Origin of the sequence: Streptomyces sp. NPDC056222, from assembly GCF_042264065.1 — a bacterium.
Lineage (GTDB): Bacteria > Actinomycetota > Actinomycetes > Streptomycetales > Streptomycetaceae > Streptomyces.
Window position 1 is genome coordinate 1 of sequence record NZ_JBHJTL010000072.1, and the last position, 23,883, is coordinate 23,883.

Annotated in this window: 25 protein-coding genes and 1 riboswitch; of the genes, 11 read left to right on the top strand and 14 right to left on the bottom strand. The window is 70.5% G+C overall.

Going from position 1 to position 23,883, the window contains the following annotated elements:
- Window positions 1–139 precede the first annotated feature (139 nt).
- The 3 genes from ACFC0D_RS27695 to hisN all read right to left on the bottom strand — a co-directional run bounded on the left by ACFC0D_RS27695 (window position 140) and on the right by hisN (window position 2,166).
- Complete coding sequence (locus ACFC0D_RS27695) at window positions 140–559, bottom strand: Fur family transcriptional regulator (RefSeq protein WP_376441350.1); 420 nt, start codon at window positions 557–559, stop codon at window positions 140–142.
- Between the two features lie 236 nt (window positions 560–795).
- Window positions 796–1,197 carry a cyclic nucleotide-binding/CBS domain-containing protein gene (locus tag ACFC0D_RS27700; protein WP_376441353.1) on the bottom strand — a complete coding sequence of 134 codons (402 nt, stop codon included), beginning with the start codon at window positions 1,195–1,197 and terminating at the stop codon, window positions 796–798.
- Window positions 1,198–1,365: 168 nt separating this feature from the next.
- Window positions 1,366–2,166, bottom strand: a complete 801-nt coding sequence (hisN, locus tag ACFC0D_RS27705) for a histidinol-phosphatase (RefSeq protein ID WP_376441356.1) — start codon at window positions 2,164–2,166, stop codon at window positions 1,366–1,368.
- Between the two features lie 106 nt (window positions 2,167–2,272).
- On the opposite strand from hisN, the gene ACFC0D_RS27710 reads away from it, so the two are divergent.
- Window positions 2,273–2,935, top strand: a complete 663-nt coding sequence (locus ACFC0D_RS27710) for a TetR/AcrR family transcriptional regulator (RefSeq protein ID WP_376441359.1) — start codon at window positions 2,273–2,275, stop codon at window positions 2,933–2,935.
- Here ACFC0D_RS27710 and ACFC0D_RS27715 read toward each other — a convergent pair.
- From ACFC0D_RS27715 to ACFC0D_RS27730, 4 genes are all read right to left on the bottom strand, one after another.
- A complete protein-coding gene (locus ACFC0D_RS27715; protein WP_376441362.1) occupies window positions 2,827–3,150 on the bottom strand; it encodes a DMT family transporter in 324 nt (107 codons plus the stop codon). The two genes, ACFC0D_RS27710 and ACFC0D_RS27715, sit on opposite strands and share 109 nt — an antisense overlap.
- A 92-nt stretch (window positions 3,151–3,242) precedes the next feature.
- Window positions 3,243–4,256: a ribosome small subunit-dependent GTPase A gene (gene rsgA / locus ACFC0D_RS27720; protein WP_376441366.1), complete on the bottom strand. Its 1,014-nt coding sequence runs from the start codon at window positions 4,254–4,256 to the stop codon at window positions 3,243–3,245.
- Between the two features lie 3 nt (window positions 4,257–4,259).
- A complete protein-coding gene (aroA, locus tag ACFC0D_RS27725) occupies window positions 4,260–5,588 on the bottom strand; it encodes a 3-phosphoshikimate 1-carboxyvinyltransferase (protein WP_376441369.1) in 1,329 nt (442 codons plus the stop codon).
- A gap of 28 nt (window positions 5,589–5,616) precedes the next feature.
- Window positions 5,617–6,303, bottom strand: coding sequence for a M50 family metallopeptidase (locus ACFC0D_RS27730; protein WP_376441372.1), 687 nt, complete (start codon window positions 6,301–6,303; stop codon window positions 5,617–5,619).
- A 103-nt stretch (window positions 6,304–6,406) separates the two neighbouring features.
- Here ACFC0D_RS27730 and ACFC0D_RS27735 point away from each other — a divergent pair, with 103 nt between their 5' ends.
- The 8 genes from ACFC0D_RS27735 (at window position 6,407) to def (ending at window position 13,859) form a co-directional block, all read left to right on the top strand.
- The gene (locus tag ACFC0D_RS27735; protein ID WP_376441375.1) at window positions 6,407–7,222 is read left to right on the top strand and encodes an SOS response-associated peptidase; all 816 of its coding nucleotides are present in this window, start codon (window positions 6,407–6,409) and stop codon (window positions 7,220–7,222) included.
- Window positions 7,223–7,260: 38 nt separating this feature from the next.
- Window positions 7,261–7,899 carry an alpha/beta family hydrolase gene (locus ACFC0D_RS27740; RefSeq protein ID WP_376441378.1) on the top strand — a complete coding sequence of 213 codons (639 nt, stop codon included), beginning with the start codon at window positions 7,261–7,263 and terminating at the stop codon, window positions 7,897–7,899.
- 225 nt (window positions 7,900–8,124) lie between these two features.
- Entirely contained in the window at window positions 8,125–8,781 is a 657-nt protein-coding gene (locus tag ACFC0D_RS27745; protein WP_055641410.1) for a sigma-70 family RNA polymerase sigma factor, read from the top strand.
- Complete coding sequence (gene rsrA / locus ACFC0D_RS27750; RefSeq protein ID WP_376441382.1) at window positions 8,778–9,083, top strand: mycothiol system anti-sigma-R factor; 306 nt, start codon at window positions 8,778–8,780, stop codon at window positions 9,081–9,083. Before ACFC0D_RS27745 ends, rsrA begins: the two co-directional genes overlap by 4 nt.
- Window positions 9,084–9,227: 144 nt before the next feature.
- Window positions 9,228–10,805, top strand: coding sequence for an HD-GYP domain-containing protein (locus ACFC0D_RS27755; protein ID WP_376441455.1), 1,578 nt, complete (start codon window positions 9,228–9,230; stop codon window positions 10,803–10,805).
- Entirely contained in the window at window positions 10,802–12,100 is a 1,299-nt protein-coding gene (locus ACFC0D_RS27760; RefSeq protein WP_376441385.1) for an HD-GYP domain-containing protein, read from the top strand. Before ACFC0D_RS27755 ends, ACFC0D_RS27760 begins: the two co-directional genes overlap by 4 nt.
- A 79-nt stretch (window positions 12,101–12,179) precedes the next feature.
- On the top strand, window positions 12,180–13,160 hold the full coding sequence (locus ACFC0D_RS27765; RefSeq protein WP_376441388.1) for a tetratricopeptide repeat protein: 981 nt from the start codon (window positions 12,180–12,182) through the stop codon (window positions 13,158–13,160).
- Window positions 13,161–13,229: 69 nt separating this feature from the next.
- Entirely contained in the window at window positions 13,230–13,859 is a 630-nt protein-coding gene (def, locus tag ACFC0D_RS27770) for a peptide deformylase (protein ID WP_376441391.1), read from the top strand.
- Here the strand turns inward: def and ACFC0D_RS27775 are convergent.
- Window positions 13,835–14,218, bottom strand: a complete 384-nt coding sequence (locus ACFC0D_RS27775; protein WP_376441458.1) for a DUF2809 domain-containing protein — start codon at window positions 14,216–14,218, stop codon at window positions 13,835–13,837. The two genes, def and ACFC0D_RS27775, sit on opposite strands and share 25 nt — an antisense overlap.
- 88 nt (window positions 14,219–14,306) lie before the next feature.
- Between ACFC0D_RS27775 and ACFC0D_RS27780 the strand changes: the two genes are divergently transcribed.
- Both ACFC0D_RS27780 and ACFC0D_RS27785 read left to right on the top strand, forming a co-directional pair.
- On the top strand, window positions 14,307–15,473 hold the full coding sequence (locus ACFC0D_RS27780) for a pentapeptide repeat-containing protein (protein ID WP_376441394.1): 1,167 nt from the start codon (window positions 14,307–14,309) through the stop codon (window positions 15,471–15,473).
- 141 nt (window positions 15,474–15,614) lie between these two features.
- Window positions 15,615–16,544 (top strand): recombinase family protein, encoded by a 930-nt coding sequence (locus ACFC0D_RS27785; RefSeq protein ID WP_376441396.1) that lies wholly within the window; start codon window positions 15,615–15,617, stop codon window positions 16,542–16,544.
- A gap of 55 nt (window positions 16,545–16,599) precedes the next feature.
- On the opposite strand, the gene ACFC0D_RS27790 is transcribed toward ACFC0D_RS27785, so the two are convergent.
- The 6 genes from ACFC0D_RS27790 to ACFC0D_RS27815 all read right to left on the bottom strand — a co-directional run bounded on the left by ACFC0D_RS27790 (window position 16,600) and on the right by ACFC0D_RS27815 (window position 23,718).
- On the bottom strand, window positions 16,600–17,616 hold the full coding sequence (locus ACFC0D_RS27790) for a ribonucleotide-diphosphate reductase subunit beta (protein ID WP_376441399.1): 1,017 nt from the start codon (window positions 17,614–17,616) through the stop codon (window positions 16,600–16,602).
- Window positions 17,616–19,979: a ribonucleoside-diphosphate reductase subunit alpha gene (locus ACFC0D_RS27795; protein WP_376441401.1), complete on the bottom strand. Its 2,364-nt coding sequence runs from the start codon at window positions 19,977–19,979 to the stop codon at window positions 17,616–17,618. The genes ACFC0D_RS27790 and ACFC0D_RS27795 overlap by 1 nt, the downstream gene beginning before the upstream one ends.
- Window positions 19,980–20,128: 149 nt before the next feature.
- Window positions 20,129–20,207, bottom strand: a riboswitch (cobalamin riboswitch).
- 78 nt (window positions 20,208–20,285) lie between these two features.
- Window positions 20,286–20,789, bottom strand: a complete 504-nt coding sequence (locus ACFC0D_RS27800; RefSeq protein WP_376441404.1) for a GNAT family N-acetyltransferase — start codon at window positions 20,787–20,789, stop codon at window positions 20,286–20,288.
- An 82-nt stretch (window positions 20,790–20,871) separates the two neighbouring features.
- Window positions 20,872–22,491: a monocarboxylate uptake permease MctP gene (mctP, locus tag ACFC0D_RS27805; protein ID WP_376441407.1), complete on the bottom strand. Its 1,620-nt coding sequence runs from the start codon at window positions 22,489–22,491 to the stop codon at window positions 20,872–20,874.
- Window positions 22,488–22,742, bottom strand: a complete 255-nt coding sequence (locus ACFC0D_RS27810) for a DUF3311 domain-containing protein (RefSeq protein WP_361436479.1) — start codon at window positions 22,740–22,742, stop codon at window positions 22,488–22,490. The genes mctP and ACFC0D_RS27810 overlap by 4 nt, the downstream gene beginning before the upstream one ends.
- A gap of 211 nt (window positions 22,743–22,953) precedes the next feature.
- Window positions 22,954–23,718: a GntR family transcriptional regulator gene (locus ACFC0D_RS27815; protein ID WP_362368576.1), complete on the bottom strand. Its 765-nt coding sequence runs from the start codon at window positions 23,716–23,718 to the stop codon at window positions 22,954–22,956.
- Between the last annotated feature and the right edge of the window lie 165 nt (window positions 23,719–23,883).

Sequence of the window (23,883 nt, forward strand, 5' to 3'; positions counted from 1 at the left end):
GACTCAGTAGCGAACGAAGGCCCGGATCCAGTCACTGGATCCGGGCCTTCGTCGTGCGTGCCCACGCGGAGGGGTACGGAAGAAGCCCCCACCGTCCGGTGGGGGCTTCGTCGTCCGAGGCCGTCGTCCGGCCGTCGTCTCAGGCCGTGGTGGCGCAGTTCGGGCAGAGGCCGCGGTACGTGACCTCGACGCCGGAGATCGTGAAGCCGAAGCGCTCCGTGTCCGGCAGGTCGGCCAGCGGGTTGCCGGAGGGGTGGACGTCGCGGATGGCACCGCAACGCCCGCAGACCAGGTGCTGGTGCGGGCGGTGGGCGTTCGGGTCGTACCGCTTGGCGCGGCCGTCCGTCGCCACTTCCATGACCTCACCGAGGGTGACCATCTCGCCCAGTGTGTTGTAGACGGTCGCCCGGGAGATCTCGGGCAGTCGCTCCACGGCACGGGCATGGACCTCGTCGGCGGTCAGATGCACATGATCCCCGTCGAGGACCTCGGCCACGACGCGCCGCTGCGCGGTCATTCGCCAGCCGCGGCCGCGCAGTCGTTCCAACAGGTCACTCATGAGAACCAGACTAACAGTGGCTGAATCGGGGTCCCGAACGGGTGTTACCTTGGATGTGTACTTGACTTGGACATTGTCCATCGTAGGATCGAAGACGGCATTGGCCAAGGCTGAAGGCCATCGGTGACTTCGGCAAGCGGCTCGACGCCGCCGTCCAGGCCCTGCGCGGCCGAGGGCGCTTGTCGTGGCGAAGGAGCGGGCCGGACTTCCGTACGGAGGTCCGGCCCGCTCCGGTGTCAGCTCGCCATGGGCGCCGCGTGCCGGTGTGCCGGGGTCCAGCAGCGGATGATGTCGCGTACCGAGACGATGCCCACGGGTCCGTGTCCGTCCAGGACGACGAGATGGCGGAATCCGCCGTGGGTCATGGCGGCGGCCGCCTCCTCCAGGGTCCAGGTGGGTGCGGCGAAGACGACGTCGGTGGTGGTGTGGGAGCTCGCGGTCTCGTGGTCGGGGTTCTGGTCGGCGCCGATCGAGTTGAGGATGTCGCGCTCGGTGAGGATTCCGAACCCGCCGGCGTCGCTGTCGTGGACGACGGCCGCGCCGACGCGGCGCGCCGACATCAGTCTTGCGGCCTGACGGAGGGTGTGGGCGGGGCCGATGGTGAGGACCACCGTGCTCATGGCGTCACGGACGAGCATGAAGGGAGCCACCTCCTTCGTGAACCGTTCCCGCCTTCAACGAGAACGGTTTCACAAGTTCACAAGTGGGGGGACTCTCAGCGTGGCATCGGTCGAGGGGGTCGACAAGAGGGCGCGACCAAGTACGCGGGGCGCGGGGGGCGTGCGAGACGCCCCCGCGCGCGGGGGTCAGCTCTTCTGGTTCAGATAGCTCAGCAGTTCGCCGTGGAGCAGGCCGTTCGACGCCGCCGCGTTGCCGCTGTGCGGGCCGTGCCGACCGTCGAGGCCGGTGAACGTGCCGCCCGCCTCCTGGACGACGATCGCCGTGGCCGCCATGTCCCAGAGGGACAGCTCGGGCTCGGCGCAGATGTCCACCGCGCCCTCGGCGACCATCATGTACGGCCAGAAGTCGCCGTACGCCCGCGTCCGCCAGCACGCGCGCGTGAGGTCGAGGAAGCCGTCCAGGCGGTCCCGCTCCTCCCAGCCGCTCAACGAGGAGTACGCGAAGGAGGCGTCACCGAGCTCCGAGACCTTCGAGACCTGGATCCGCGTCGCCGACGTCAGGCTGCGGCCCGTGTACGCGCCCGCCCCCTTCGCCGCCCACCAGCGGCGGCCGAGCGCCGGCGCCGAGACCACGCCCACCACCGGCTGGAAGCCGGTGTCACCGGCCTCCATCAGCGCGATCAGCGTCGCCCAGACCGGCACGCCGCGCACGTAGTTCTTGGTGCCGTCGATCGGGTCGATCACCCAGCGGCGCGGGCCCGTGCCCTCCACGCCGTACTCCTCGCCCAGGATCGCGTCGCGCGGCCGGGCGCGCTGGAGCTGACCACGGATCAGCTCCTCCGCGGCCTTGTCCGCCTCGCTGACCGGCGTCATGTCCGGCTTGGTCTCGACCTTCAGGTCGAGCGCCTTGAACCGGTCCATGGTGGCCGCGTCGGCGGCATCCGCGAGGACATGGGCGAGGCGGAGATCGTCGTGGTAATCGGCCATGGTCGAAACTCTATCCCTCGAAGGGACGTGGCCATACGGGAGCCCTTGACAGTGCGTGGCCACCCGTCAACTCTGTGCGCAGAACCGTTCTGGCCGGGAGGCGACGATGCCTACTGCCCGTGAGGCCCTGCTGAACGCCGCGCTGGCGGCGCTCGGGGGGCTGCCCTGGTCCGCGGTCCGGATGGTCGACGTGGCCTCCGCCGCGGGAGTCTCCCGGCAGACCCTCTACAACGAGTTCGGCAGCAAGGAGGGACTGGCGCGCGCGCTGGTACGGCGCGAGGCGGACGTCTACCTCCAGGGCGTGGACCAGGTCCTCGCCCGGCCCGTCCCGCCCGTGCGCAACCTCGCCGCCGTCGCCGAGTGGACCGTCGCCGCGGCCGGCGCGCGCCCGGTGCTGCGCGCGCTGCTCACCGGCTCCTGGGGGGAGCGGCTCCCGACGCCCCGCCCGGCAAGGGCCGGTGCCCGCGCCTCCGCCGTACCCGCCCAGCGGCGCGCCGACGCCGGGGTGCCCTCGCCCGCGGACCTGCTCGGACTCGCCCGGGACCGGGCCGCGACGGCGCTCGCCGGGAGCGGACGTGAGGACGTGCTGCGGTCGTGCGAGATCGCCCTGCGCCTCGCGCTGTCGTACGTCGTCGCCCCCGGGCCGTCCGCGGCGGACGGTCAGTGGGCCGAACCCGAGAGCTGGAGGCCGACGACGCCGACGATCACCAGTGTGATCGAGACGATCTTCAGGGTGGACACGACGTCACCCAGGAAGACCATGCCGTAGATCGCGGTCCCGGCCGCGCCGATGCCGGTCCACACCGCGTACGCGGGGCCCACGTCCAGTTTGCGCAGGGCGAGGGTCAGCAGTCCGAAGCTCCCGAGGGCGAAGCAGGCGAAGGCGACGGTCGGCCAGAACCGGGTGAACCCGTGCGAGAGCTTCAGGCAGACGGCGAAGCCCGTTTCCAGCAGCCCCGCGACCACCACCAGCAGCCACGCCATCGTCAGTGCCTCCCACGCCGTCGCTGACTGCTTCGTCTCACTTGGTGCGATTATGCACTTACCAACAGCAGCCGACCGCAAACGTGCACGACTCAGTCGCCTTCGCGTCTCTCCCTGGTCGAGAGCAGTCGCCGCAGTGAATACAGCCGTGCCGGATCGGCGTGCCCCTCGGCCACCCATGTGTCCAGCGCGCAGTCCGGCTCGTCGTGGCTGCAGGCCCGCGGACAGTTCTCCGTACCCGGTACGAGATCGGGGAAGGCGAGGATCACCCGGGACGGGTCGACGTGGTTCAGGCCGAAGGAGCGCACACCCGGGGTGTCGATGACCCAGCCGCCCTCCTTGTCGTTGAGCGGCAGGGCGAGCGCCGAGGTGGTGGTGTGCCTGCCGCGGCCCGTCACCGCGTTGACGACACCCGTGGTCCGCCGTCGGTCCGCCGGGACCAGCGCGTTGACCAGGGTCGTCTTGCCGACACCGGAGTGCCCGACGAACGCGGTGGTCCGCCCCTTGAGGTGCTCGTGCACCCGCTCGGCGGCGACCCCGTCCACGAACTCGTCGCGGGTGGTGACCACATGCGGCACACCGAGCGCGCCGTACATCTCCAGGAGCTCGTCCGGCTTGGCCAGGTCCGACTTCGTCAGGACCAGGAGCGGGGTCAGTCCACCGTCGTACGCGGCGACCAGACAGCGGTCGATGAGCCGCGGGCGGGGCTCGGGGTCGGCGAGCGCGGTGACGATCGCCAGCTGGTCGGCGTTGGCCACGACCACCCGCTCGAACGGATCGTCGTCGTCGGCCGTGCGGCGGAGCACGGAGCTGCGCTCACCGATCCGTACGATCCGGGCCAGCGTGTCCTTCTCGCCGGACAGATCACCCACGAGGGAGACCCGGTCGCCGACGACCGCGGCCTTGCGGCCCAGCTCGCGGGCCTTCATCGCCATGACGACCCGGTCGTCGACGAGACACGTGAGTCGGCCACGGTCCACGGTGAGGACCATGCCCTCGACCGCGTCCTCGTGCTTGGGACGGATGCTGGTACGGGGACGGTTGCCCTTGCGGTTGGGCCGCTGGCGGATGTCGTCCTCGTCGGTGTGCTTGCCGTAGCGCCGCATGGATCAGACTCCGAGCATTTCGGTCCACATCCTGGGGAAGTCGGGCAAGGTCTTGGCGGTCGTCGCCACGTTCTCGATCTCCACGCCCTCGACCGCGAGGCCGATGATCGCGCCCGCCGTCGCCATGCGGTGGTCGTGGTACGTGTGGAACACACCGCCGTGCAGCGGGCGCGGGCGGATGTGCAGACCGTCCTCGGTCTCCGTCACAGCGCCGCCCAGCTCGTTGATCTCCTTGGTCAGGGCCGCCAGACGGTCCGTCTCGTGGAGCCGCAGATGGGCGACGCCGCGCAGGGTGGAGGGGGAGTCGGCCAGCGCCGCGACCGCCGCGATGCCGGGTGTCAGCTCGCCGACCTCGCTCAGGTCGACGTCGATGCCGTGGATCCGGCCGGTGCCGGTGAAGGTGAGACCCGCCTCGGTCAGCTCGCAGGAGCCACCCATCTCGGTGAAGATCTCGCGCAGCGCGTCACCGGGCTGAGTGGTTCGCGCCGGCCAGTCCGGAACGGTGACCCGGCCACCGGTGACCAGGGCCGCGGCCAGGAACGGCTGGGCGTTGGACAGATCGGGCTCGACGGTCAGGTCCCGGCCGAGCAGCGCCGAGGGGGAGACCCGCCAGACGTTCTGCTCGCCACCGGTCTCCGGCTCGTCGACCTGGGCGCCGACCACGCGCAGCATGTCGACGGTCATCCGGATGTGCGGCATGGAGGGCAGGTTCGCGCCGACGTGGCGTACCTCCACGCCCTGGTTGAAGCGCGGCGCGGAGAGCAGCAGCGCGCTGACGAACTGCGAGGACGAGGAGGCGTCGATCTCCACCGGGCCACCGTCCAGCGCTCCGCCGCCGTGCACGGTCATCGGCAGCGCGCCGCGCCCGTCGTCGTCGATCCGCGCGCCGAGCACACGCAGCGCGTCGATCACGCCGTTGAGCGGCCGCTCGTGGGAACGGGCGTCGCCGTCGAAGTGCACCGGGCCGTCGGCGAGGGCCGCGACCGGCGGCAGGAAGCGCATGACCGTACCGGCGTTGCCGACGTCCACCGTCGCCGGGCCGCGCAGCGCGGCCGGGATGATCCGCCATGCCTCGCCCGTACCGTCCGGACCCACGCCCTCCTCGATCCGCACACCCAGCGTGCGCAGCGCCTCGGCCATCAGCAGCGTGTCGCGGGAGCGCAGCGGGCGGCGCAGCCAGCCCGGCTCGGCGGCGAGCGCGGCGAGGACCAGGCCGCGGTTGGTGACCGACTTCGATCCGGGCACGGTGACGGTCGCGTCGACAGCACCGCTCGCGTGCGGGGCGGGCCAGGGGTCTGTCTGCAGGTCGGTGTGCGAGGAGGTTTCGGTCATGCCCTCACTTTAGTGGGGCCCGCACCGACTACAGCCCCAGCAACCAGCGGCCTCCGCCGATCAGGGAACAGATCGAGACGGCGTGGAAGAAGAACAGCCAGAGCGCCGGGTGGACATGGGTGAGACGGGCGAGCTGGTCGGCGTCCGAGTCCGGCGCGCCGCCGTGGCGCCGCTTGCCCTGGAGCTCGAAGACCGGCCGGACGCCGCCGAGGAGCAGGAACCAGACGACGGAGTACGCGAACGCCGACTGGACGTCCGGGCCGGTCAGCCAGGAGACCAGGAGGAACGCGGCGCCCGTGAGGAGCACGGTGAAGATCCCGTACGCGTTGCGGACCATCACCAGCATGGCCAGCAGGAGCGCGGTGGCCAGCCAGAGCAGCAGCGTGACCCGGTGGTCGGCCAGCAGCCAGGCGCCGCCGAGGCCGAGCAGCGGGGCGGCGGTGTAACCGGCGGCGGCGGTGAGGATCATGCCGATGCCGGTCGGGCGGCCGCGGGAGACCGTGAGGCCGCTGGTGTCCGAGTGGAGCCGGATGGACTGCAGCCGACGGCCGGTGAGGAGGGCGATCAGACCGTGGCCGCCCTCGTGGGCGATGGTGATGGCGTTGCGGGACAGCCGCCATATCGCGCGGGGGACCGTGACGAGCAGCGCGGCCACGCCGGTGACGATCACCAGCCACTCTTCCGGGGCGGGCTGGGTGCCGAGGACTTCGGTCATTTTCGGATCGGCTCCTCGGGAGGGGTGGGAACGGTGCCGGTGCGCAGCGCCGTCGTTGAGGGGTGGTGGTCGGGCGACGGGAGGGAGTGGCAGTGTGGCACGTATGTGCGGACGGTATGCAGCGAGTCGTCGGCCCGAGGACCTGGTGGGTGTCTTCGAGGTCGAGAAGTGGGAGCCCGAGGAGACCCTGGCTCCCGACTGGAACGTGGCCCCGACCAAGGAGGTCTACGCGGTCCTGGAACGCCCCCTGAAAGACGCGGATTCACCACGCCCGGTTCGCCAGCTGCGGACATTGAAGTGGGGTCTGGTGCCGTCCTGGTCGAAGTCGCCGGAGGGCGCGGCCAGGATGATCAACGCACGGGCGGAGACGATCGCCGAGAAGCCGTCGTTCAAGCGGGCCTTCTCCGCGCGGCGGTGCATCCTCCCCGCCGACGGCTACTACGAGTGGGTGACCGGCTCGGGGGAGCGGGAGCTGGAGGTCGAGGGGAAGAAGAAGCGGCCGCGGAAACAGCCCTACTTCGTGACCCCGGCGGACGGCTCGGTCTTCGCGATGGCCGGACTCTACGAGTTCTGGCGCGACCGCACGCTGCCCGACGACCACCCGTCGGCGTGGTGGGTGACGTGCTCCGTGATCACGACGGAGGCGGAGAAGGGACCGCTGGGCGTCGCCCCGGAGGAGGGTCCCCACTCGCTCGCGGACATCCACCCCCGGATGCCGCTGATGCTGACCCCGGACCGCTGGGACGCCTGGCTGGACCCGCGGCACACGGACGTGGAGGACCTGCGCGGGATGCTCGCGGCCCCGCCGGAGGGGCTGATGCGGGCCTACCCGGTTGCCACGACGGTCAGCAACGTCCGCAACAACGGCCCGGAGCTCCTGACCGAGCTGGAGGGACCGGAGGTCGGCACGCTGTTCTGAGCGCCGCCCCGGACGGTCCCGCGCGGCAGGATGGGCGCGTGACCAAGAGCGAGAACGTGACGACCGACGCCGGGGACGCCCGGATTACCTGGCACCCCGGCAAGAAGCCGTGGACGGTCCTGGCCCTCAGCCATGGGGCCGGCGGCGGGATCGAGGCGCGGGACCTCCAGGCCCTCGCCGGGACGCTGCCGGCGCGGGGGGTGACGGTGGCGCTCGTCGAGCAGCCGTGGCGGGTCGCCGGGAAGAAGGTGGCGCCCGCGCCGAAGACCCTGGACGTCGGATGGCGCGGGATCTGGCCCGCGCTCACGAAGCCCGGCCTCCCGGTGATCGCCGGGGGCCGCAGCGCCGGCGCCCGGGTCGCCTGCCGGACCGGGAAGGAGCTCGGGGCCGCCGCCGTGCTCGCCCTGAGCTTCCCGCTGCACCCGCCGGGCCGGCCGGAGAGCTCCCGGGCCGACGAACTGCTCGGGACGGGCCTGCCCACTCTGGTCGTCCAGGGCGGCAACGACGCCTTCGGAAAGCCCGAGGAGTTCCCCGAAGGGCCGTACCGACTCGTCGAGGTGCCGTACGGCGATCACAGCTTCGCCGTCGCCAAACGCGCCCCTGTCACACCGGAGGGGACCCTCGAACTCATCGTCGAAGAAGTCACCTCGTGGGTCGCGTCACTCCGGGAATGTTGAGCGTGCGACCACGGTTGTCACGCATGTCGGTGTGAGAGCAAGGAAGAGGGAGTCCGTCGCATGGGTTCGACCATCTGCCCCGAGCGCGCGCAGGCCGCTGACCTCGACTGGACAGTGCTGCCCGCTCCCAAGGCCGCCCCTATTCGGGCGGCGGGCGGAGCGGTTCCTCGTCTATCCTCCGAATCGAGCGGGTCCGCATTCGGATTCGCCGCAGCGCTGGAGGAGGTGGGTCCGGTCACTGGGACCGACACAGGGACCGACGACGGCCCCGAGGAGACGACCGCGGAGCGCAACGCGCGCTTCGAGCGGGACGCCCTCGGATTCCTCGACCAGATGTACTCCGCCGCGCTGCGTATGACGCGCAATCCCGCGGACGCCGAGGACCTGGTGCAGGAGACGTATGCCAAGGCGTACGGCTCGTTCCACCAGTTCCGCGAGGGTACGAATCTGAAGGCGTGGCTGTACCGCATCCTGACCAACACCTTCATCAACTCGTACCGCAAGAAGCAGCGTGAGCCCCAGCGCAGCGCCGCCGAGGAGATCGAGGACTGGCAGCTCGCCCGCGCCGAGTCGCACATGTCGACCGGTCTGCGCTCCGCCGAGTCCCAGGCCCTCGACCACCTGCCGGACTCCGACGTGAAGGAAGCGCTCCAGGCGATCCCCGAGGAATTCCGCATCGCCGTCTATCTCGCGGATGTCGAGGGCTTTGCGTACAAGGAGATCGCGGACATCATGGGTACACCCATCGGTACGGTGATGTCCCGACTGCACCGGGGCCGCCGCCAGTTGCGCGGCATGCTCGAGGACTACGCCCGTGATCGCGGGCTCGTTCCCGCGGGCGCCGGAGAGTCGTCGAACGATCTGAAAGGCTCGGGCTCATGAGCTGCGGAGAGCCGCACGAGACGGATTGCTCAGAGGTCCTGGATCATCTCTACGAGTTCCTCGACCATGAGATGCCCGACAGTGACTGCACCAAGTTCGAGGTGCACTTCGAGGAGTGCTCCCCGTGCCTGGAGAAGTACGGCCTGGAGCAGGCGGTGAAGAAGCTCGTCAAGCGGTGCTGCGGCAGTGACGACGTGCCCACCGATCTGCGGGCCAAGGTGATGGGCCGCATCGACCTCATCCGCTCCGGCCAACTGGTGCCCGAGCAGGACATGGACATCACGGCGACCGCCCAGGAGTGACCGCCGATCCCGCCTGAAGGGCCGTCGCGAGGTGATCGCGACGGCCCTCATGCGTTCATCAGCTTGTATCACCCGATGGTGCGAATCGTTCGCCGACCGCCCTCACGCGCCGTCCAACTCGCTAGCGTGACAGGCGTGATGGGCGTGATGGCGATTCCGCGAGCGGCACGGGTGTACATCGGCTGCGCCCTCCTCGGCGCCGCCGGGTGCGTCCTGCCCGCCCTGCACCCCGGTGCGCAGACCCCCTGGGGCACCGTCGCGCTGCTCGCCGCCCTCTACGCCGCGTGCGAGCTGCCCGGCCGCTGCCCGCTGCTCGGCCGGGCGCTGGGCGGCTCGGTGCCCTTGGGAGCCGGATCGTTCTTTCCGGTCCTGCTCGCCTCGGCGCTGCTCCTGCCGCCCTCCGCCGCCGCGCTGACGGCGCTGCCCGGAGCGCTGCTCTCCCGCGTCCGGCAGCGGCCGGCCGGCGTACGCCGACTGTGGCGGGCCGGTCAGCTCGTGCTCGCCGTCTGGACCGCCTCCCTGGTCGCCGCCGTCCTGAGCTGCGAGGACGTCCTCGGCCACGGGAAGCACACCCCCGACTTCCCGTACGTCCTGCTGCCGGCCGGGGCCTCCGCGCTCACCTTCTGCCTGGTCCTGACCGCTCTCGACGGCGGAATCCGGACGACGGCCGAGGGTCTCGCCCCGGGCACCGCCTGGCGCGGCCTTTTCGTCCGCGCCCTCGCCCCGCACGCCGTGCACGGACTCGCCGGGCTGATGATGGCGGTGCTGTGGCGCAGTACGTACGGCCCCGTCGCCGCGCTCTTCGTCCTGCTGCCGATGTACATCTCGTGCTGGATCTTCGCCCAGTACCACCGCGAACGCGCCGCGCACCAGGCGACGATCCGCGCCCTGGTCCAGGCCGTCGACATCAAGGACAAGTACACCCGGGGACACAGCGAACGGGTCGGCCGGGCCTCCGTGCTGATCGCCCGTGAGCTGGGCATGGCGGAGGAGCGCCTGGAGATCCTCCGCTTCGCGGGGATCCTCCACGACGTGGGCAAGCTCGGCGTACCGACCCGGGTGCTCACGAAGGACGGGCCGCTGACACCCGAGGAGCGCCGGATCATCGAACTGCACCCGGAGTACGGACACGAGATGGTCCGGGGCATCGGCTTCCTGGGCGAGGCCCGGGCGGCGATCCTGCACCACCACGAGAAGATGGACGGGACCGGCTACCCGTACGGGCTCAGGGGCGCCCAGATCCCGGAGTTCGCCCGGGTGGTCGCGGTCGCCGACGCCTTCGACGCGATGACGTCGACCCGGTGCTACAGCAGGGCGCGGCCGGTGGGGACGGCGGTGGCGGAACTGGAGCGGTGCGCGGGCACACATTTCGACCCGCGGATGGTGCGGGCCCTGGTCCGGGCGCTCGACCTCCACGGCTGGCAGACGGCCGTCACCGCCGACGAGCCGGCGCTCCCGGGCGCGGGCGTTCCGCCGACGAGGAACTCCGGCGCGGGCGACCCGCCGGACCCCGTACGGAGCTCCGGTGCCGGCGACCCGTCCGATCCCGTGCGGAGCTCCGGCGCGGGCGCCCCGTCCGCCCCCGCCCCGGCTCCTCCCCAGGTCCGGGCGCCCCGCGCGGACGCCGTCCCGTCCGCGGCCGCTCGCGCCCGCGGCGCCGAGGCCCGCCGCGCGGGCCCCTCTGCGCCGAAGGCCCACGTCCCGCCCGGTCGGCGCGCATGAGGCCCGGGGCGGTCATCGTCGGCGCGGTCCACGGGACCGCGCTCGTCCTCACCGTCGCCGGACTCGCCTCCACGCTCTGGTACGGGATCGACGAGCCCGGTCACGCCCTCGCGTTCGGCGTGCTCATCGCGCTCGGCGAGCTCGCCCGCTGGGGTGCCCCGCCCGTGCTCGGCGAGCTCCGGGGCAGGGAGTCCGCGCCGATCGCCGCCGCCGGAGCCCTCGCCTACGCCCTGCTCGGCGAGAGCGGGGGCCGCACCACCACCCACGGCGTGCTCCAGGTCATCGCCGTCGTCGTCGCGGCCGGCCTCGCCGGGATCGTTCCGCACGTCGCCCGCGGCAAGGGCCCCGGCCTCGACCACCTGGAGCGGCGCATTCTCACCGTCGCCTTCGCCGCCCTCTGCTTCCAGCCGCTCTACAACTCGGGCGAGCTCACCCACTACCTCGGCCAGGGCCCCTCCTACGCCCTCTACCTGCTGCTTCTGCTCGTCCTCACCGCCCTGTGCGACGCCGTCCTCGCCGCCCTGATGCTCCGGGCCCGCACCCTCCCCCGTCGCGCCCTGCGGCGCACGGGAGGTACCCCCATCCCGTACGGCCCCCTCCTGCGCGACGAGCTGCGCGCCCTCCTCGGCATCGGCTCCGCGGTCTGCGCCACCGGCACCGTGATGGCCCTCGGAGTGGCCGCCGCGGGGCTCTGGGCGCTGCCCGTCTTCTGCGTACCGCTGCTGCTCACCCAGGTCTCCTTCCGGCGCTACGCGGCCGTGCGCACCACCAACCGGCAGACCATCGCCTCCCTCGCCCGCGCCACCGAGATCGCCGGCTACACCGCGCCCGGCCACGCCCACCGCGTCGCCGCCCTCAGCGGCGCCGTCGGGCGCGAGCTGGGGCTCTCCGGGTCCGAGCTGACCGTCCTGGAGTACGCGGCGCTCATGCACGACATCGGGCAGCTCTCCCTCGTCGACCCGGTCCCGGAGGGCGCCACGGCTCTCCTCCCGGCCGAGGAACAGCGCCGGATCGCCCTCCTCGGCGGCGCGGTCGTCCGCCAGACCGGGGTCCCCGCGGCCGTGGCCGTCGTCGTGGAACGGCAGGCCGATCCGTACCGCGACCAACCCCTGCCCGCCCGGATCGTCCGTACCGTCAACGCCTACGACGACCTCGCGGGCCACAGTGCCGGCGGGGCGCTCGCCGCCCTCGAAAGGCTCCGCCTGTCCACGGCCCGCGACCACCAGCCGAAGGTCGTGGAATCCCTCGCCAGAGTCCTGGCAAGGGGCGGCGTCACCCCTGTCCCTCCTGGGTAACCCATGGGTAATGAGCGCGCGTCCAACCGGGCATGGTTGGATGCGAACAAGAGGGTGAAGCGACCGGCAGGCGGGAATCGTGAGGATCTTCGGGAAGGTACGGCATCGGCCCTCCGCCTCGTGGCGGCAGGCCACCGACCGCGCGTTCACGCTGATCGGCGACGGCCGGTACGAGGACGCGGGTGCGCTGCTCACGCGCGCGGCGGATCTGGAGCCCTGGCTCTCGGAGTCCTGGTTCAACCTGGCGCTGCTGCACAAGTTCCGGCACGACTGGGAGCAGGCGCGGGCCGCCGGGCTGCGCGCCGTCGCGCTCCTCGACAAGGAGACCGGCGCCCCGGACTGGTGGAACGTCGGCATCGCCGCCACCGCGCTCCAGGACTGGCCGCTGGCCCGCCGCGCCTGGCAGGCGTACGGGCTGAAGGTGCCCGGGGCCTCCGCCGGGACCGGTGAGCCCGCCGGCATGGAGCTCGGCAGCGCCGCCGTCCGGCTCTCGCCCGAGGGCGAGGCCGAGGTCGTGTGGGGCCGCAGGCTCGACCCGGCCCGTATCGAGGTGCTGTCCATCCCGCTGCCGTCCTCCGGCCGGCGCTGGGGCGAGGTCGTCCTCCACGACGGCGTGCCCAATGGCGAGCGCACCACCACCGCGGGCCCCTCCTACCCCGTCTTCGACGAGATCGAGCTGTGGGCCCCCTCGCCCGTCCCCACCTGGGTGGTCCTCCTGGAGGCCGCCACCGAGGCCGACCGCGACGCCCTGGAGCAGCTCGCCGCGGACGCCGGATTCGCCGCCGAGGACTGGTCCTCGTCGGTCCGGCTGCTCTGTCGCGCCTGCTCCGAGTCGACGATGCCCAGCGCCGAGGGCGAGGGCGAGCATCTCGACCCCCACGACCACAGCGAACCGGGACACCCCGGCCCCCTCGGTCACCGCTCGCCCGGCGAGCTCTGGGTCCCCGAACGGGAGTGCGGGATCGCCGCGCCCGTCGGCCTGGTCCGCGGGCTTCTCGACGGCTGGGTGGCGGACAGCCCCGACAACCGCGAGTGGCGGGATCTCGAAGAGGTCTGCTGAACTGCCCGGATCCTGCCCTTAGGCTGTACGGGACCATCGACTGGGGTTCTGAGGAAGGCGTGCGGCGGAATGGCGCAGCAGGAGACTGACGAGCAGATCAACGACGGTTTCGTCGTCGACACGGAGGACTGCGAGGCGCGTGAGCTCGCGTACCGCGAGCGCGGCACGGCGCGCCCGATCACGGTCGTCGGCAACCCGGTGCTCCACAAGGAGTGCAAGGAGGTCACCGAGTTCGGCGACGAGCTCGCCGCGCTGATCGACGACATGTTCGCCAGCCAGAAGGCGGCCGAGGGCGTGGGCCTGGCCGCGAACCAGATCGGTGTGGACCTCAAGGTCTTCGTCTACGACTGCCCCGACGACGAGGGCGTGCGGCACACCGGTGTCGTCGTCAACCCGGTGCTCCAGGACCTGCCGGCCGACCGCCGCGTTCTGGACGACTCCAACGAGGGCTGCCTGTCGGTCCCGACCGCGTACGCCTCGCTGGCCCGCCCGGACTACGCCGAGGTCCACGGCCAGGACGCCCAGGGCAACCCGATCAAGGTCCGCGGAACCGGCTACTTCGCCCGCTGCCTCCAGCACGAGACGGACCACCTGTACGGCTACCTGTACATCGACCGCCTCTCCAAGCGCGACCGCAAGGACGCGCTGCGGCAGATGGAAGAGGGCACCCCGCGCTACGAGACCGTCCCGAACGACTGACCCTCGCCGCTTCGCGTCCGTACGGCGCGGTGGACGGCCCAGCCGACCGCCGCGCCGATCGCGTACCAGAACAGGTCCGGCGCGTTGAACGACGTACCGAGCATGAGGCGCGCGAGCGTGCTGCGCAGAGCCATCTCGGCCGGTACGCCGCTCAGTTGGAACAGCTCCACCGCGCAGCTGAACCCGAGCGCGATCCCCGCCGCCACCGCGGGCCTGACCCGCGGCGCGAGCAGCACAACCAGGGCCAGGACCAGCACGGTGTAGAGCGCGTCCCCCGCGTACTTGGCGACGCTGCCCGACGCCGCGTATCGGATCCCGAGGCCGGCCGCGACGATGAACAGGGCGGCGGCGCCCGCCATGAGGCGTGTGCGTACGAGATCGTCCACGTTGCCGCTCCCTGTCGTGTGTCTTGATCGTTTTCCGGGCGGCGCCTAGGCTCCCATACCAATGAACATGGGGGAACCGGACCGCGGCCGGCGCGCGTGGCGCGACCGGCTGGCCAGGCATCGCCGCACAGCCGCGGTTCTGACGGCCGCCGTGGCGGGGCCGGCCGTTCTGGGCGTGGTGTTCGTCGTACTGCCGGGGGTCGTGGTCGACCACGATCTCGCCGGAGCGAGCGTCGCCGCGCAGGATCGGCTGAAGGCGGTGAACGATGTCCGGGCGACGCTTCTCCAGGTGATCGGCGGACTGGTCGTGCTCTTCGGCGCGTACGCCACGTGGCGGCAACTGAGGGTGAGCCAGGACGGTCTGCGCGCCACCCAGGAGGGCTACGTCACCGACCGGTTCAGCCGGGCGGTCGACCAGCTCGGCAGCGACAAACTGGATGTGCGCATCGGCGGCCTGCACGCGCTGTGGCGGATCGCGGAGCAGTCCGCCCGCGACCGGGAGGCCGTCATCTCGATCCAGGCCGCGTATCTGCGTACCCACCTGCCCTGGCCGCCCACCGGCCAGGAATCGCCGACGGCGGACGTTCCCATCAACCAGATCGCCCCGCTGGAGACCCGCGCCGCCGACGCCCAGGTGGCGCTGACCGCGCTCGGTGTGCTGTGCCAGAACCGGGAAGAGTCCTGGGTCAATCTCAGCGTCACCGACCTGCGCCGGGCCGACTGCGACGGGCTGTGGTTCATCGAGGTCAACCTCGACCGCGCCTGCATGGAGGCGGCGGGGCTGTATCACGCCAACCTGACCCAGGCCTCCCTGGTCTCGGTCAACCTGCGGCACGCCGACCTGACGACGGCGATCCTCCGCCGGGCACGGTGCGTTCTGGCCGACCTGCGGGGCGCGAAGATGGTCGAAACCGACGTGCGTGACGCCGACTTCACCGAGGCCGATCTGCGCGAGGCGAACCTCCGCAAGGCCGATGCCGACGGCGCGGTCTTCCACCGCGCGGACCTTCGCATGGCCGACCTGCGCGGCACCGACCTGAGCAACGCGGACCTCGCGGAAGCCCGCCTGAGCGGTGCCCTGGCCAGCGCTCGCACCCGCTGGCCCACCGGCTTCGACCACGCGGCAGCCGGGGTCATCGACACCGACGACCCCGGTCCCGAGCCCTCGCCCCTGCTTCAGCCCCCGGGCATGACATGGCAAGCCCCGCCGCTGCGGTCCACCCCGTGACCAAGGAAGCGATGCCGACTGCGTTGAAGCGCAAAGGTATGGAAAGCACCCTGGATGGAACACTGGCTATGCTCCGCGGTAGGCGTGGCGATGCATCAGCGACCCTCACTCTTCAGCCCAGCCCAGCCTGGCAGCCGCTCGATGTACCTGCGTGCCGCCATCGACATGGCGCTTGTCGGAGCATCGTGGACGGCGATCACCGACTGGCTCACGGAGGAGTCGGTTCCCACGGTCCGCGGCAGTCGATGGGCCGTGGACACGGTGCAGTCGATGGTCACGAACCCGGCCATCTGCGGGTATCGCATTGTGGCGGGAGAGCTGGTCCGGGACAGGGCGTCAGGGCGGCCCGTCGTCGGCGCATGGCAGACGGTGGCGACGCCGGAAGAATGGCTGAAGCTGGTGGAGCGCTGTGATCGCTGGCATTCACCTCACGGCAAGCGGCCCACCTACAAGCAAGCGCATCTGTCCCGGGTGATGGAGCTGGGTACGGCGCGGAGCGCACGAGAGCGCAGGGAGCAGGCTGATCTCGGGCGTAAGTATCTGCTCTCAGGGTTTCTGCACTGCGGCTACCCAGGCGACGCGGGTTCGATGTGCGGCTGCAAGATGGGAGGGCAACCTCCGCGTGGGACGAACAGGCACCCGTCGTATAGATGCGTGGCAGCGAAGTGTCGGAAGGTCGGGCGTCGTGCTGACCTCGTGGACGCGCGCGTCGAGGCGGTGGCCCTGCGCGCACTCGAAGCGAGGTACGGAGGTACAGAGCCCGACAGGTCTGTCTTTCCGGCGGAGGAGCAGCTGACCAAGCTGCGAGCGGCGGAGGATCCCACGGATCTGACCCGTATGCAGCTACGTGATCTCGAAGAGGACCGGACAGACTTCTACGCTCGGCAGGAGGACAGGAATCTGCTCGCCCGATTCACACGTGAACGCTGGACCTCATACGACATCAGACAGAAGCGCCTGGCCCTGGCTGCGGTAGTCGAGTCAGTCGTGATTCGCCCGATCCCGAGGAACCGGACCAGGAACGCCCCATTCGACCCTGGCCTCATCGAGGTCACGCTGAAGGAGCCGTGACGACTCAGGGCTGCCTCCGGCGCGCAGCCGGGGGCAGCCCTTGTCCGTGCAGGTGCTAGAAGTCCTCGTCCAGGTCCACCGAACCCTCGACCGCCACCTGGTAGGCGGACGGGCGGCGCTCGAAGAAGTTCGTCAGTTCCTGGACGCCCTGGAGCTCCATGAAGGAGAAGGGGTTGCCGGAGCCGTAGACCGGCGTGAGGCCGAGGCGTACGAGGCGCTGGTCGGCGACGCACTGGAGGTACTCGCGCATCGACTCGGTGTTCATGCCCGGCAGTCCGTCGCCGCACAGGTCGCGGCCGAACTGCAGCTCCGCTTCGACGGCTTCCTTGATCATGTCGGTGATCTGTCGGCCGAGCTCGTCGTCGAAGAGGTCGGGCTCTTCTTCTCGTACGGTGTCGACGAACGCGAAAGCGGCATCCATGTGGCAACTCTCGTCGCGGAACACCCAGTTGGTGCCGGTCGCGAGCCCGTGCAGCAGACCGCGGGACCGGAACCAGTACACGTAGGCGAAGGCGCCGTAGAAGAACAGGCCCTCGATGCACGCGGCGAAGCAGATCAGGTTCAGCAGGAAGCGACGGCGGTCGGCCTGCGTCTCCAGCCGGTCGATCTTCTCGACCGAGTCCATCCACTTGAAGCAGAACTGCGCCTTCTCGCGGATGGAGGGGATGTTCTCGACGGCGGCGAACGCGGCGGCGCGGTCCTCCGGGTTGGGCAGGTAGGTGTCGAGCAGCGTCAGATAGAACTGGACGTGCACGGCCTCCTCGAACAGCTGGCGCGAGAGGTACAGCCGCGCCTCGGGGGAGTTGATGTGCTTGTACAGCGTCAGCACGAGGTTGTTGGCGACGATCGAGTCACCGGTCGCGAAGAACGCGACCAGACGGCCGATCATGTGCTGCTCACCCGGCGTCAGCTTGGCGAGGTCGGCGACGTCCGAGTGGAGGTCGACCTCCTCCACCGTCCACGTGTTCTTGATCGCGTCCCGGTAGCGCTCGTAGAAGTCCGGGTAGCGCATGGGGCGGAGAGTCAGCTCGAAGCCCGGGTCGAGGAGGTTCTTCTGATCGTTGGCGCTCATTACTGGCAGGCCTCGCAGGACTCGGGGTTCTCAAGGGAGCAGGCGACGGCGTCGGGGTCGGCGACCTGCTGGACGGGGATGGTGGCGGCGGTGGGCGTCGCGGCCTGGGCCGCGCGGGCGATCCGCGTCGCCGGGCGGGAGCGCAGGTAGTACGTCGTCTTCAGGCCCTGCTTCCAGGCGTACGCGTACATCGACGACAGCTTGCCGATCGTCGGCGTCTCCAGGAACAGGTTCAGGGACTGCGACTGGTCCAGGAACGGCGTACGGGCCGCCGCCATGTCGATCAGGCCGCGCTGCGGGATCTCCCACGCCGTGCGGTACAGCTCGCGGACCTCGGCCGGGACCCAGGTGAAGCCGGCCACCGAGCCGTTGGACTCGCGCAGCGCCTCACGGGTCTGCGCGTCCCACACGCCGAGCTTCTTCAGCTCGTCGACCAGGTACGAGTTGACCTGGAGGAACTCGCCGGAGAGCGTCTCGCGCTTGAACAGGTTGGAGACCTGCGGCTCGATGCACTCGTACACGCCCGCGATCGAGGCGATGGTCGCCGTCGGCGCGATGGCGAGGAGGAGGCTGTTGCGCATCCCGACGGTGGCGATGCGCTCGCGCAGCGCGGCCCAGCGCTCGGGCCAGTTGAGCTCGACGTCGTAGTGGTCGGGGTGCAGGACACCGCGGGCCGTGCGGGTCTTGTCCCAGGCCGGCAGCGGCCCGTTGCGCTCGGCGAGGTCGGCGGACGCCTCGTACGCGGCGAGCATGATCCGCTCGGCGATACGGGTGGACAGCGCGCGTGCCTTGGGGGAGTCGAAGGGCAGCTTCAGCTGGAAGAAGACGTCCTGGAGACCCATCGCGCCCAGGCCCACCGGGCGCCAGCGGGAGTTGGAGTTGCCGGCCTGCTCGGTCGGGTAGAAGTTGATGTCCACGACGCGGTCGAGGAACGTGACGGCCGTACGGACGGTCGCGTCGAGCCGCTCCCAGTCGATGGAGCCGTTCAGGACGAAGGCGCCGAGGTTGACCGAGCCCAGGTTGCAGACGGCCGTCTCGCCGTCGTTCGTGACCTCCAGGATCTCCGTGCAGAGGTTGGAGGAGTGGACCGTGTGGCCCGGCTCGGCCGTCTGGTTGGCCGTACGGTTCGAGGCGTCCTTGAACGTCATCCAGCCGTTGCCGGTCTGGGCCAGGGTCCGCATCATCCGGCCGTACAGGTCACGGGCCGGCATGGTCTTGCGGGCCAGGCCCTTCGCCTCGGCGGCCCGGTACGCGGCGTCGAACTCCTCGCCCCACAGGTCGACGAGCTCGGGCACGTCCGCCGGGGAGAACAGCGACCAGTCGGCGTCCGCGTTGACCCGGCGCATGAACTCGTCGGGGATCCAGTGCGCGAGGTTCAGGTTGTGCGTACGCCGGGCGTCCTCACCGGTGTTGTCGCGCAGCTCCAGGAACTCCTCGATGTCCGCGTGCCAGGTCTCCAGGTAGACGGCGGCCGCGCCCTTGCGCCGGCCGCCCTGGTTCACGGCGGCGACGGAGGCGTCGAGCGTCTTCAGGAACGGCACGATGCCGTTGGAGTGCCCGTTGGTGCCGCGGATCAGCGAACCGCGGGCGCGGATGCGGGAGTACGAGAGCCCGATGCCGCCGGCGTGCTTCGACAGACGCGCGACCTGGTGGTAGCGGTCGTAGATCGAGTCCAGCTCGTCCAGCGGGGAGTCCAGCAGATAGCAGGAGGACATCTGCGGGTGGCGGGTGCCGGAGTTGAAGAGCGTGGGGGAGGAGGGCAGGTAGTCGAGCCGACTCATCAGCCCGTACAGCGCCGCGACCTCGTCCAGCGCGCGGGTGGAGTCGTCCTCGGCCAGGCCGCAGGCGACGCGAAGCATGAAGTGCTGCGGGGTCTCGATCACCTTGCGGGTGATCGGGTGGCGCAGCAGGTAGCGGGAGAAGAGGGTGCGCAGACCGAAGTAGCCGAAGCGGTCGTCCGCGTCCGCGTCGATGAGCGTGTCGAGCCGCTCGGCGTGCAGCCGGACGAACTCGGCGGTGCGGTCGGCGATCAGGCCCTCGTGGTGACCGACGGCGACCGAGGCGGAGAAGGAGTACGCGCCCTGTCCGGCCGCCTCGTCGGCGATGGTGATCGTCAGGAGCCGGGCGGCGAGCCGGGAGTACGCGGGGTCCTCGGCGATCAGACCGGCGGCCGCCTCCGTGGCCAGCTCGCGCAGCTCGGCCTCGTCCGAACCGGCGTTGCGGCCACGCAGCGCGGCGGCGGCGACCTTGCCGGGGTCGGTGTCGGGGAGATCGGCGGTGAGATCGGTCAGGGTCCGCAGAAGTACGGTCCCGGGTCCGTCGCTCTCGATCGCTGCGGCCGGATCGGCGGGCGCGATGGTCACGTGGGGGCTCTCCCTCGCTCGGCTCGGGGCCGGCGGGGGAAGGCGGGCGGCGGCGCGCCCGTACGCAGGGCAGCGCCGCGCCGCGGCCCACTCCGCGAGGCCCGGACGTCTGTGCACCCGGAACGGAAGGACCGGGCGCGCTGTCCACAGGTCTTCGGACTCGGCCGGCGTGCAAGCACACAGAAACCACACCGTTGCGGGACAGTTCCGGATTTGCACCGGATTCCCCTGCGAGGACAGCGAGCATGAGCATACATGTGGGGGGCGCTCCTCGAAGCACCCCCCACATGTTGTGTCGTTGGTGGCTCAGAGCTCCAGGCCGTACGTGTACAGGGGATCCATGTCGGCGAGCGGCTTCCAGTCCCGTTGGGGGGTGCGGACGAAGCCCATCCGCTCGTAGATCCGGTGCGCGGAGGCCATGTTCGGCTGGGTGGAGAGCACCAGCCGCCGGCATCCCGGGGTCTCCCTGGCCCGCTCCACACAGAACCGTACGAGTGCCTCGCCGACACCCCCGCCCCGCGCGCCCTTCGCCACGGCGAGCATCCGGAACTCGGCCTCGCCCTCGCCCGCGATGTCGGCCCACTCCCCGCCGCCCATGGCGAAGGTCACCCCGCCGAGGACCGTCCCGGCGCGGTCCACCGCCACCAGTACCTCCGCCTCGGCGTCCCGCCTGGCCACGTCCCGCAGCACGTGCAGATAGGAGTCGTCCTCGCCGAAGTCGAGGTGTCCGTCGTCGAGAAACGCGCGCGCGGTGACCTCGCCGAGGGCCTCGTACTCCTCGGGCCGTACCGCCCTGATGGTGAAGTCCATGGGTGAAGTCTGCCTCGGGGACACGGCGAAGGGCCCGGGGTTTCCTCTCGGAGACCCCGGGCCCTCGCGCGGACCGGAACGGTCAGTGACCGGCGCCGACCTTGGGGAGCGTCTTGACGCCCGCGTCGCCCGCGTCCGCCGTGTAGTCCGACGGAGACGTCTCGTCGACGCCCTCGGGGGCCTTGACGGCCTTCAGGACGAAGGTGAGGACGACGGTGACGATCACGTTGATCACGAAGGCGGTGAGACCGATGTAGCCGATCTCGCCGATGCCCGGGATCTCGGCGGACGAGCCGCCGAAGTGCTTCTGGGTCGGGCTGGCCACGCCGTACGCCGCCGCCGTGCCGTAGACCATGCCGACGGCCCAGCCGGCGAGCAGCGCCCAGCGGTGGAACCAGCGGGTGAACAGACCGCCGACCAGCGCCGGAAGGGTCTGCAGGATCCAGATGCCGCCGAGCAGCTGGAAGTTGATCGCCACCGTCTTGTCCATGGTGAGGACGAAGGCCAGCGCGCCGACCTTCACCAGGAGCGACACCAGCTTGGACACCTTGGTCTCCTGCTCCGGCGTGGCGTCCGGCTTCAGGAAGTCCTTGTAGATGTTGCGGGTGAAGAGGTTGGCGGCGGCGATCGACATGATCGCGGCCGGCACCAGCGCGCCGATGCCGATGGCGGCGAAGGCCACGCCCGCGAACCAGTCGGGGAACATGTTCTCGAACAGCTGCGGGATCGCGAGCTGACCGTTGGTCACCTTCACACCGGCGGCGATCGCCATGAAGCCGAGCAGCGCCAGCAGGCCCAGCATCAGCGAGTACAGCGGCAGGATCGTCGTGTTGCGGCGGATCACGTCACGGCTGCGCGAGGAGAGCGTCGCCGTGATCGAGTGCGGGTACATGAAGAGCGCGAGCGCGGAGCCGAGCGCGAGCGTCGCGTAGCCCCACTGGCCCATCTCGCCCGGCACCAGCGCACCGCGCGGCTTCTCGGTGGCGGGGTTGATCGTCGCGTACGCCTCGCCGGCCTTGGCGAAGATCTCGTCGAAGCCGCCCAGCTTGATCGGGATGTAGATGATCGCCACCGCGATGACGATGTAGATCAGCGTGTCCTTGACGAAGGCGATGAGCGCCGGAGCGCGCAGACCCGAGGAGTACGTGTACGCCGCGAGGACACCGAAGGCGATGAGCAGCGGCAGGTCCTTGATGAACCAGTGCGTGTTCTCGCCGCCGCCCACGCCCATCACGTCCAGGACGGCCTGGATGCCGACCAGCTGGAGCGCGATGTACGGCATGGTGGCGAGGATGCCGGTGACGGCGACCGCGAGCGACAGGCCCTTGGAGCCGAAGCGGCCGCGGACGAAGTCGGAGGTGGTGACGTAGCCGTGCTTGTGCGACACCGACCAGAGGCGGGGCAGGAAGGTGAAGATGAGCGGGTACACGAGGATCGTGTACGGGACGGCGAAGAAGCCGGCCGCGCCCGCCGCGTAGATGGCCGCCGGGACGGCGACGAAGGTGTACGCGGTGTAGAGGTCGCCGCCGAGCAGGAACCAGGTCACCCAGGTGCCGAACGAGCGGCCGCCCAGACCCCATTCGTCGAGGCTGTTCTCGTTCTCGGCTCTGCGCCAGCGCGAGGCGAGGAATCCCATGACCGTGACGGCCAGGAAGAAGAAGATGAAGACGGCGAGTGCGACGCCGTTCACGCCGTCCTTCACTTCGACGCACCTTCCTTGCGGGCGCGCTGGTCACGCTGCCACAGCTTGTAAGCGATCATGGTCAGCACGGTCGAGATGACGACCCAGGCCATCTGGTACCAGTAGAAGAACGGGATGCCGGCGAAGGTCGGTTCGACCTTCGCGTACGAGCTCACCCAGAGCATCGCCACGAATGGCGCGATCAGACAGAGCGCGACCACCACGCGGACCGGTGTGACGACCGGTTGTTTCCCTTGTGTCACTTCAGACATACGGCGACTCCGTCCCCTCGCTGAACACCATGGATCGCATGGATCACCTGCGTAATGCGCGTGAAATCTAGGGGACTGTTTCGCTCCATGGAACCCCCGTCCGAATAACGGACGGGTGTCGATCTGTGCGGCTCAGTGGAAGACGACAATGCCCCGACACTCCTCACGGATGTGCCGGGGCATCGGTTCACGCCGAAGTGGCGTGTTCTGCTCAGCCGTTGGGTCGCTGAAGCCTGGCCACGAACTTGTACCGGTCGCCGCGGTAGACCGACCGCACCCACTCGACCGGCTCGCCCTGCGCGTCCAGCGAGTGGCGGGAGAGCATCAGCATCGGCAGGCCCACGTCCGTACCGAGCAGGCCGGCCTCGCGCGGGGTGGCGAGGGAGGTCTCGATGGTCTCCTCCGCCTCGGCCAGATGAACGTCGTACACCTCGGCGAGCGCCGTGTAGAGCGAGGTGTACTTCACCAGCGACCGTCGCAGCGCCGGGAAGCGCTTGGCCGACAGGTGTGTGGTCTCGATCGCCATCGGCTCGCCGCTCGCGAGGCGCAGCCGCTCGATCCGCAGCACGCGTCCGCCCGGCGAGATGTCGAGCAGCCCGGCGAGTGTGTCGTCGGCGGTGACGTACCCGATGTCGAGCAGCTGCGAGGTGGGCTCCAGGCCCTGGGCGCGCATGTCCTCGGTGTACGAGGTGAGCTGGAGCGCCTGCGAGACCTTGGGCTTGGCCACGAAGGTGCCCTTGCCCTGGATGCGTTCCAGCCGGCCCTCGACGACCAGCTCCTGCAAGGCCTGGCGCACGGTGGTGCGCGAGGTGTCGAACTCGGCGGCAAGAGTGCGCTCCGGCGGGACCGGTGTGCCGGGCGGCAGGGTCTCCGTCATGTCGAGCAAGTGCCGCTTCAGTCGGTAGTACTTGGGTACGCGCGCGGTGCGGGTGGTGACTCCGCTGTCTTTCTCCGTATTGCCCGCGTCCGTGGCCATGGCCTGCCTTCCCGACTCCTGTGCTGCTGCCGTCACCGGCTCCTCCGTCTGTCGCGGCTCACATGGTGGCACGGACCGGTCACGGGTCGTCGCCCTCCCTCAGGTGTCGGTCCGATAACGGACGCGACTGCCCTTCTTATACACCCTTGACACCCCTAAAGGTCT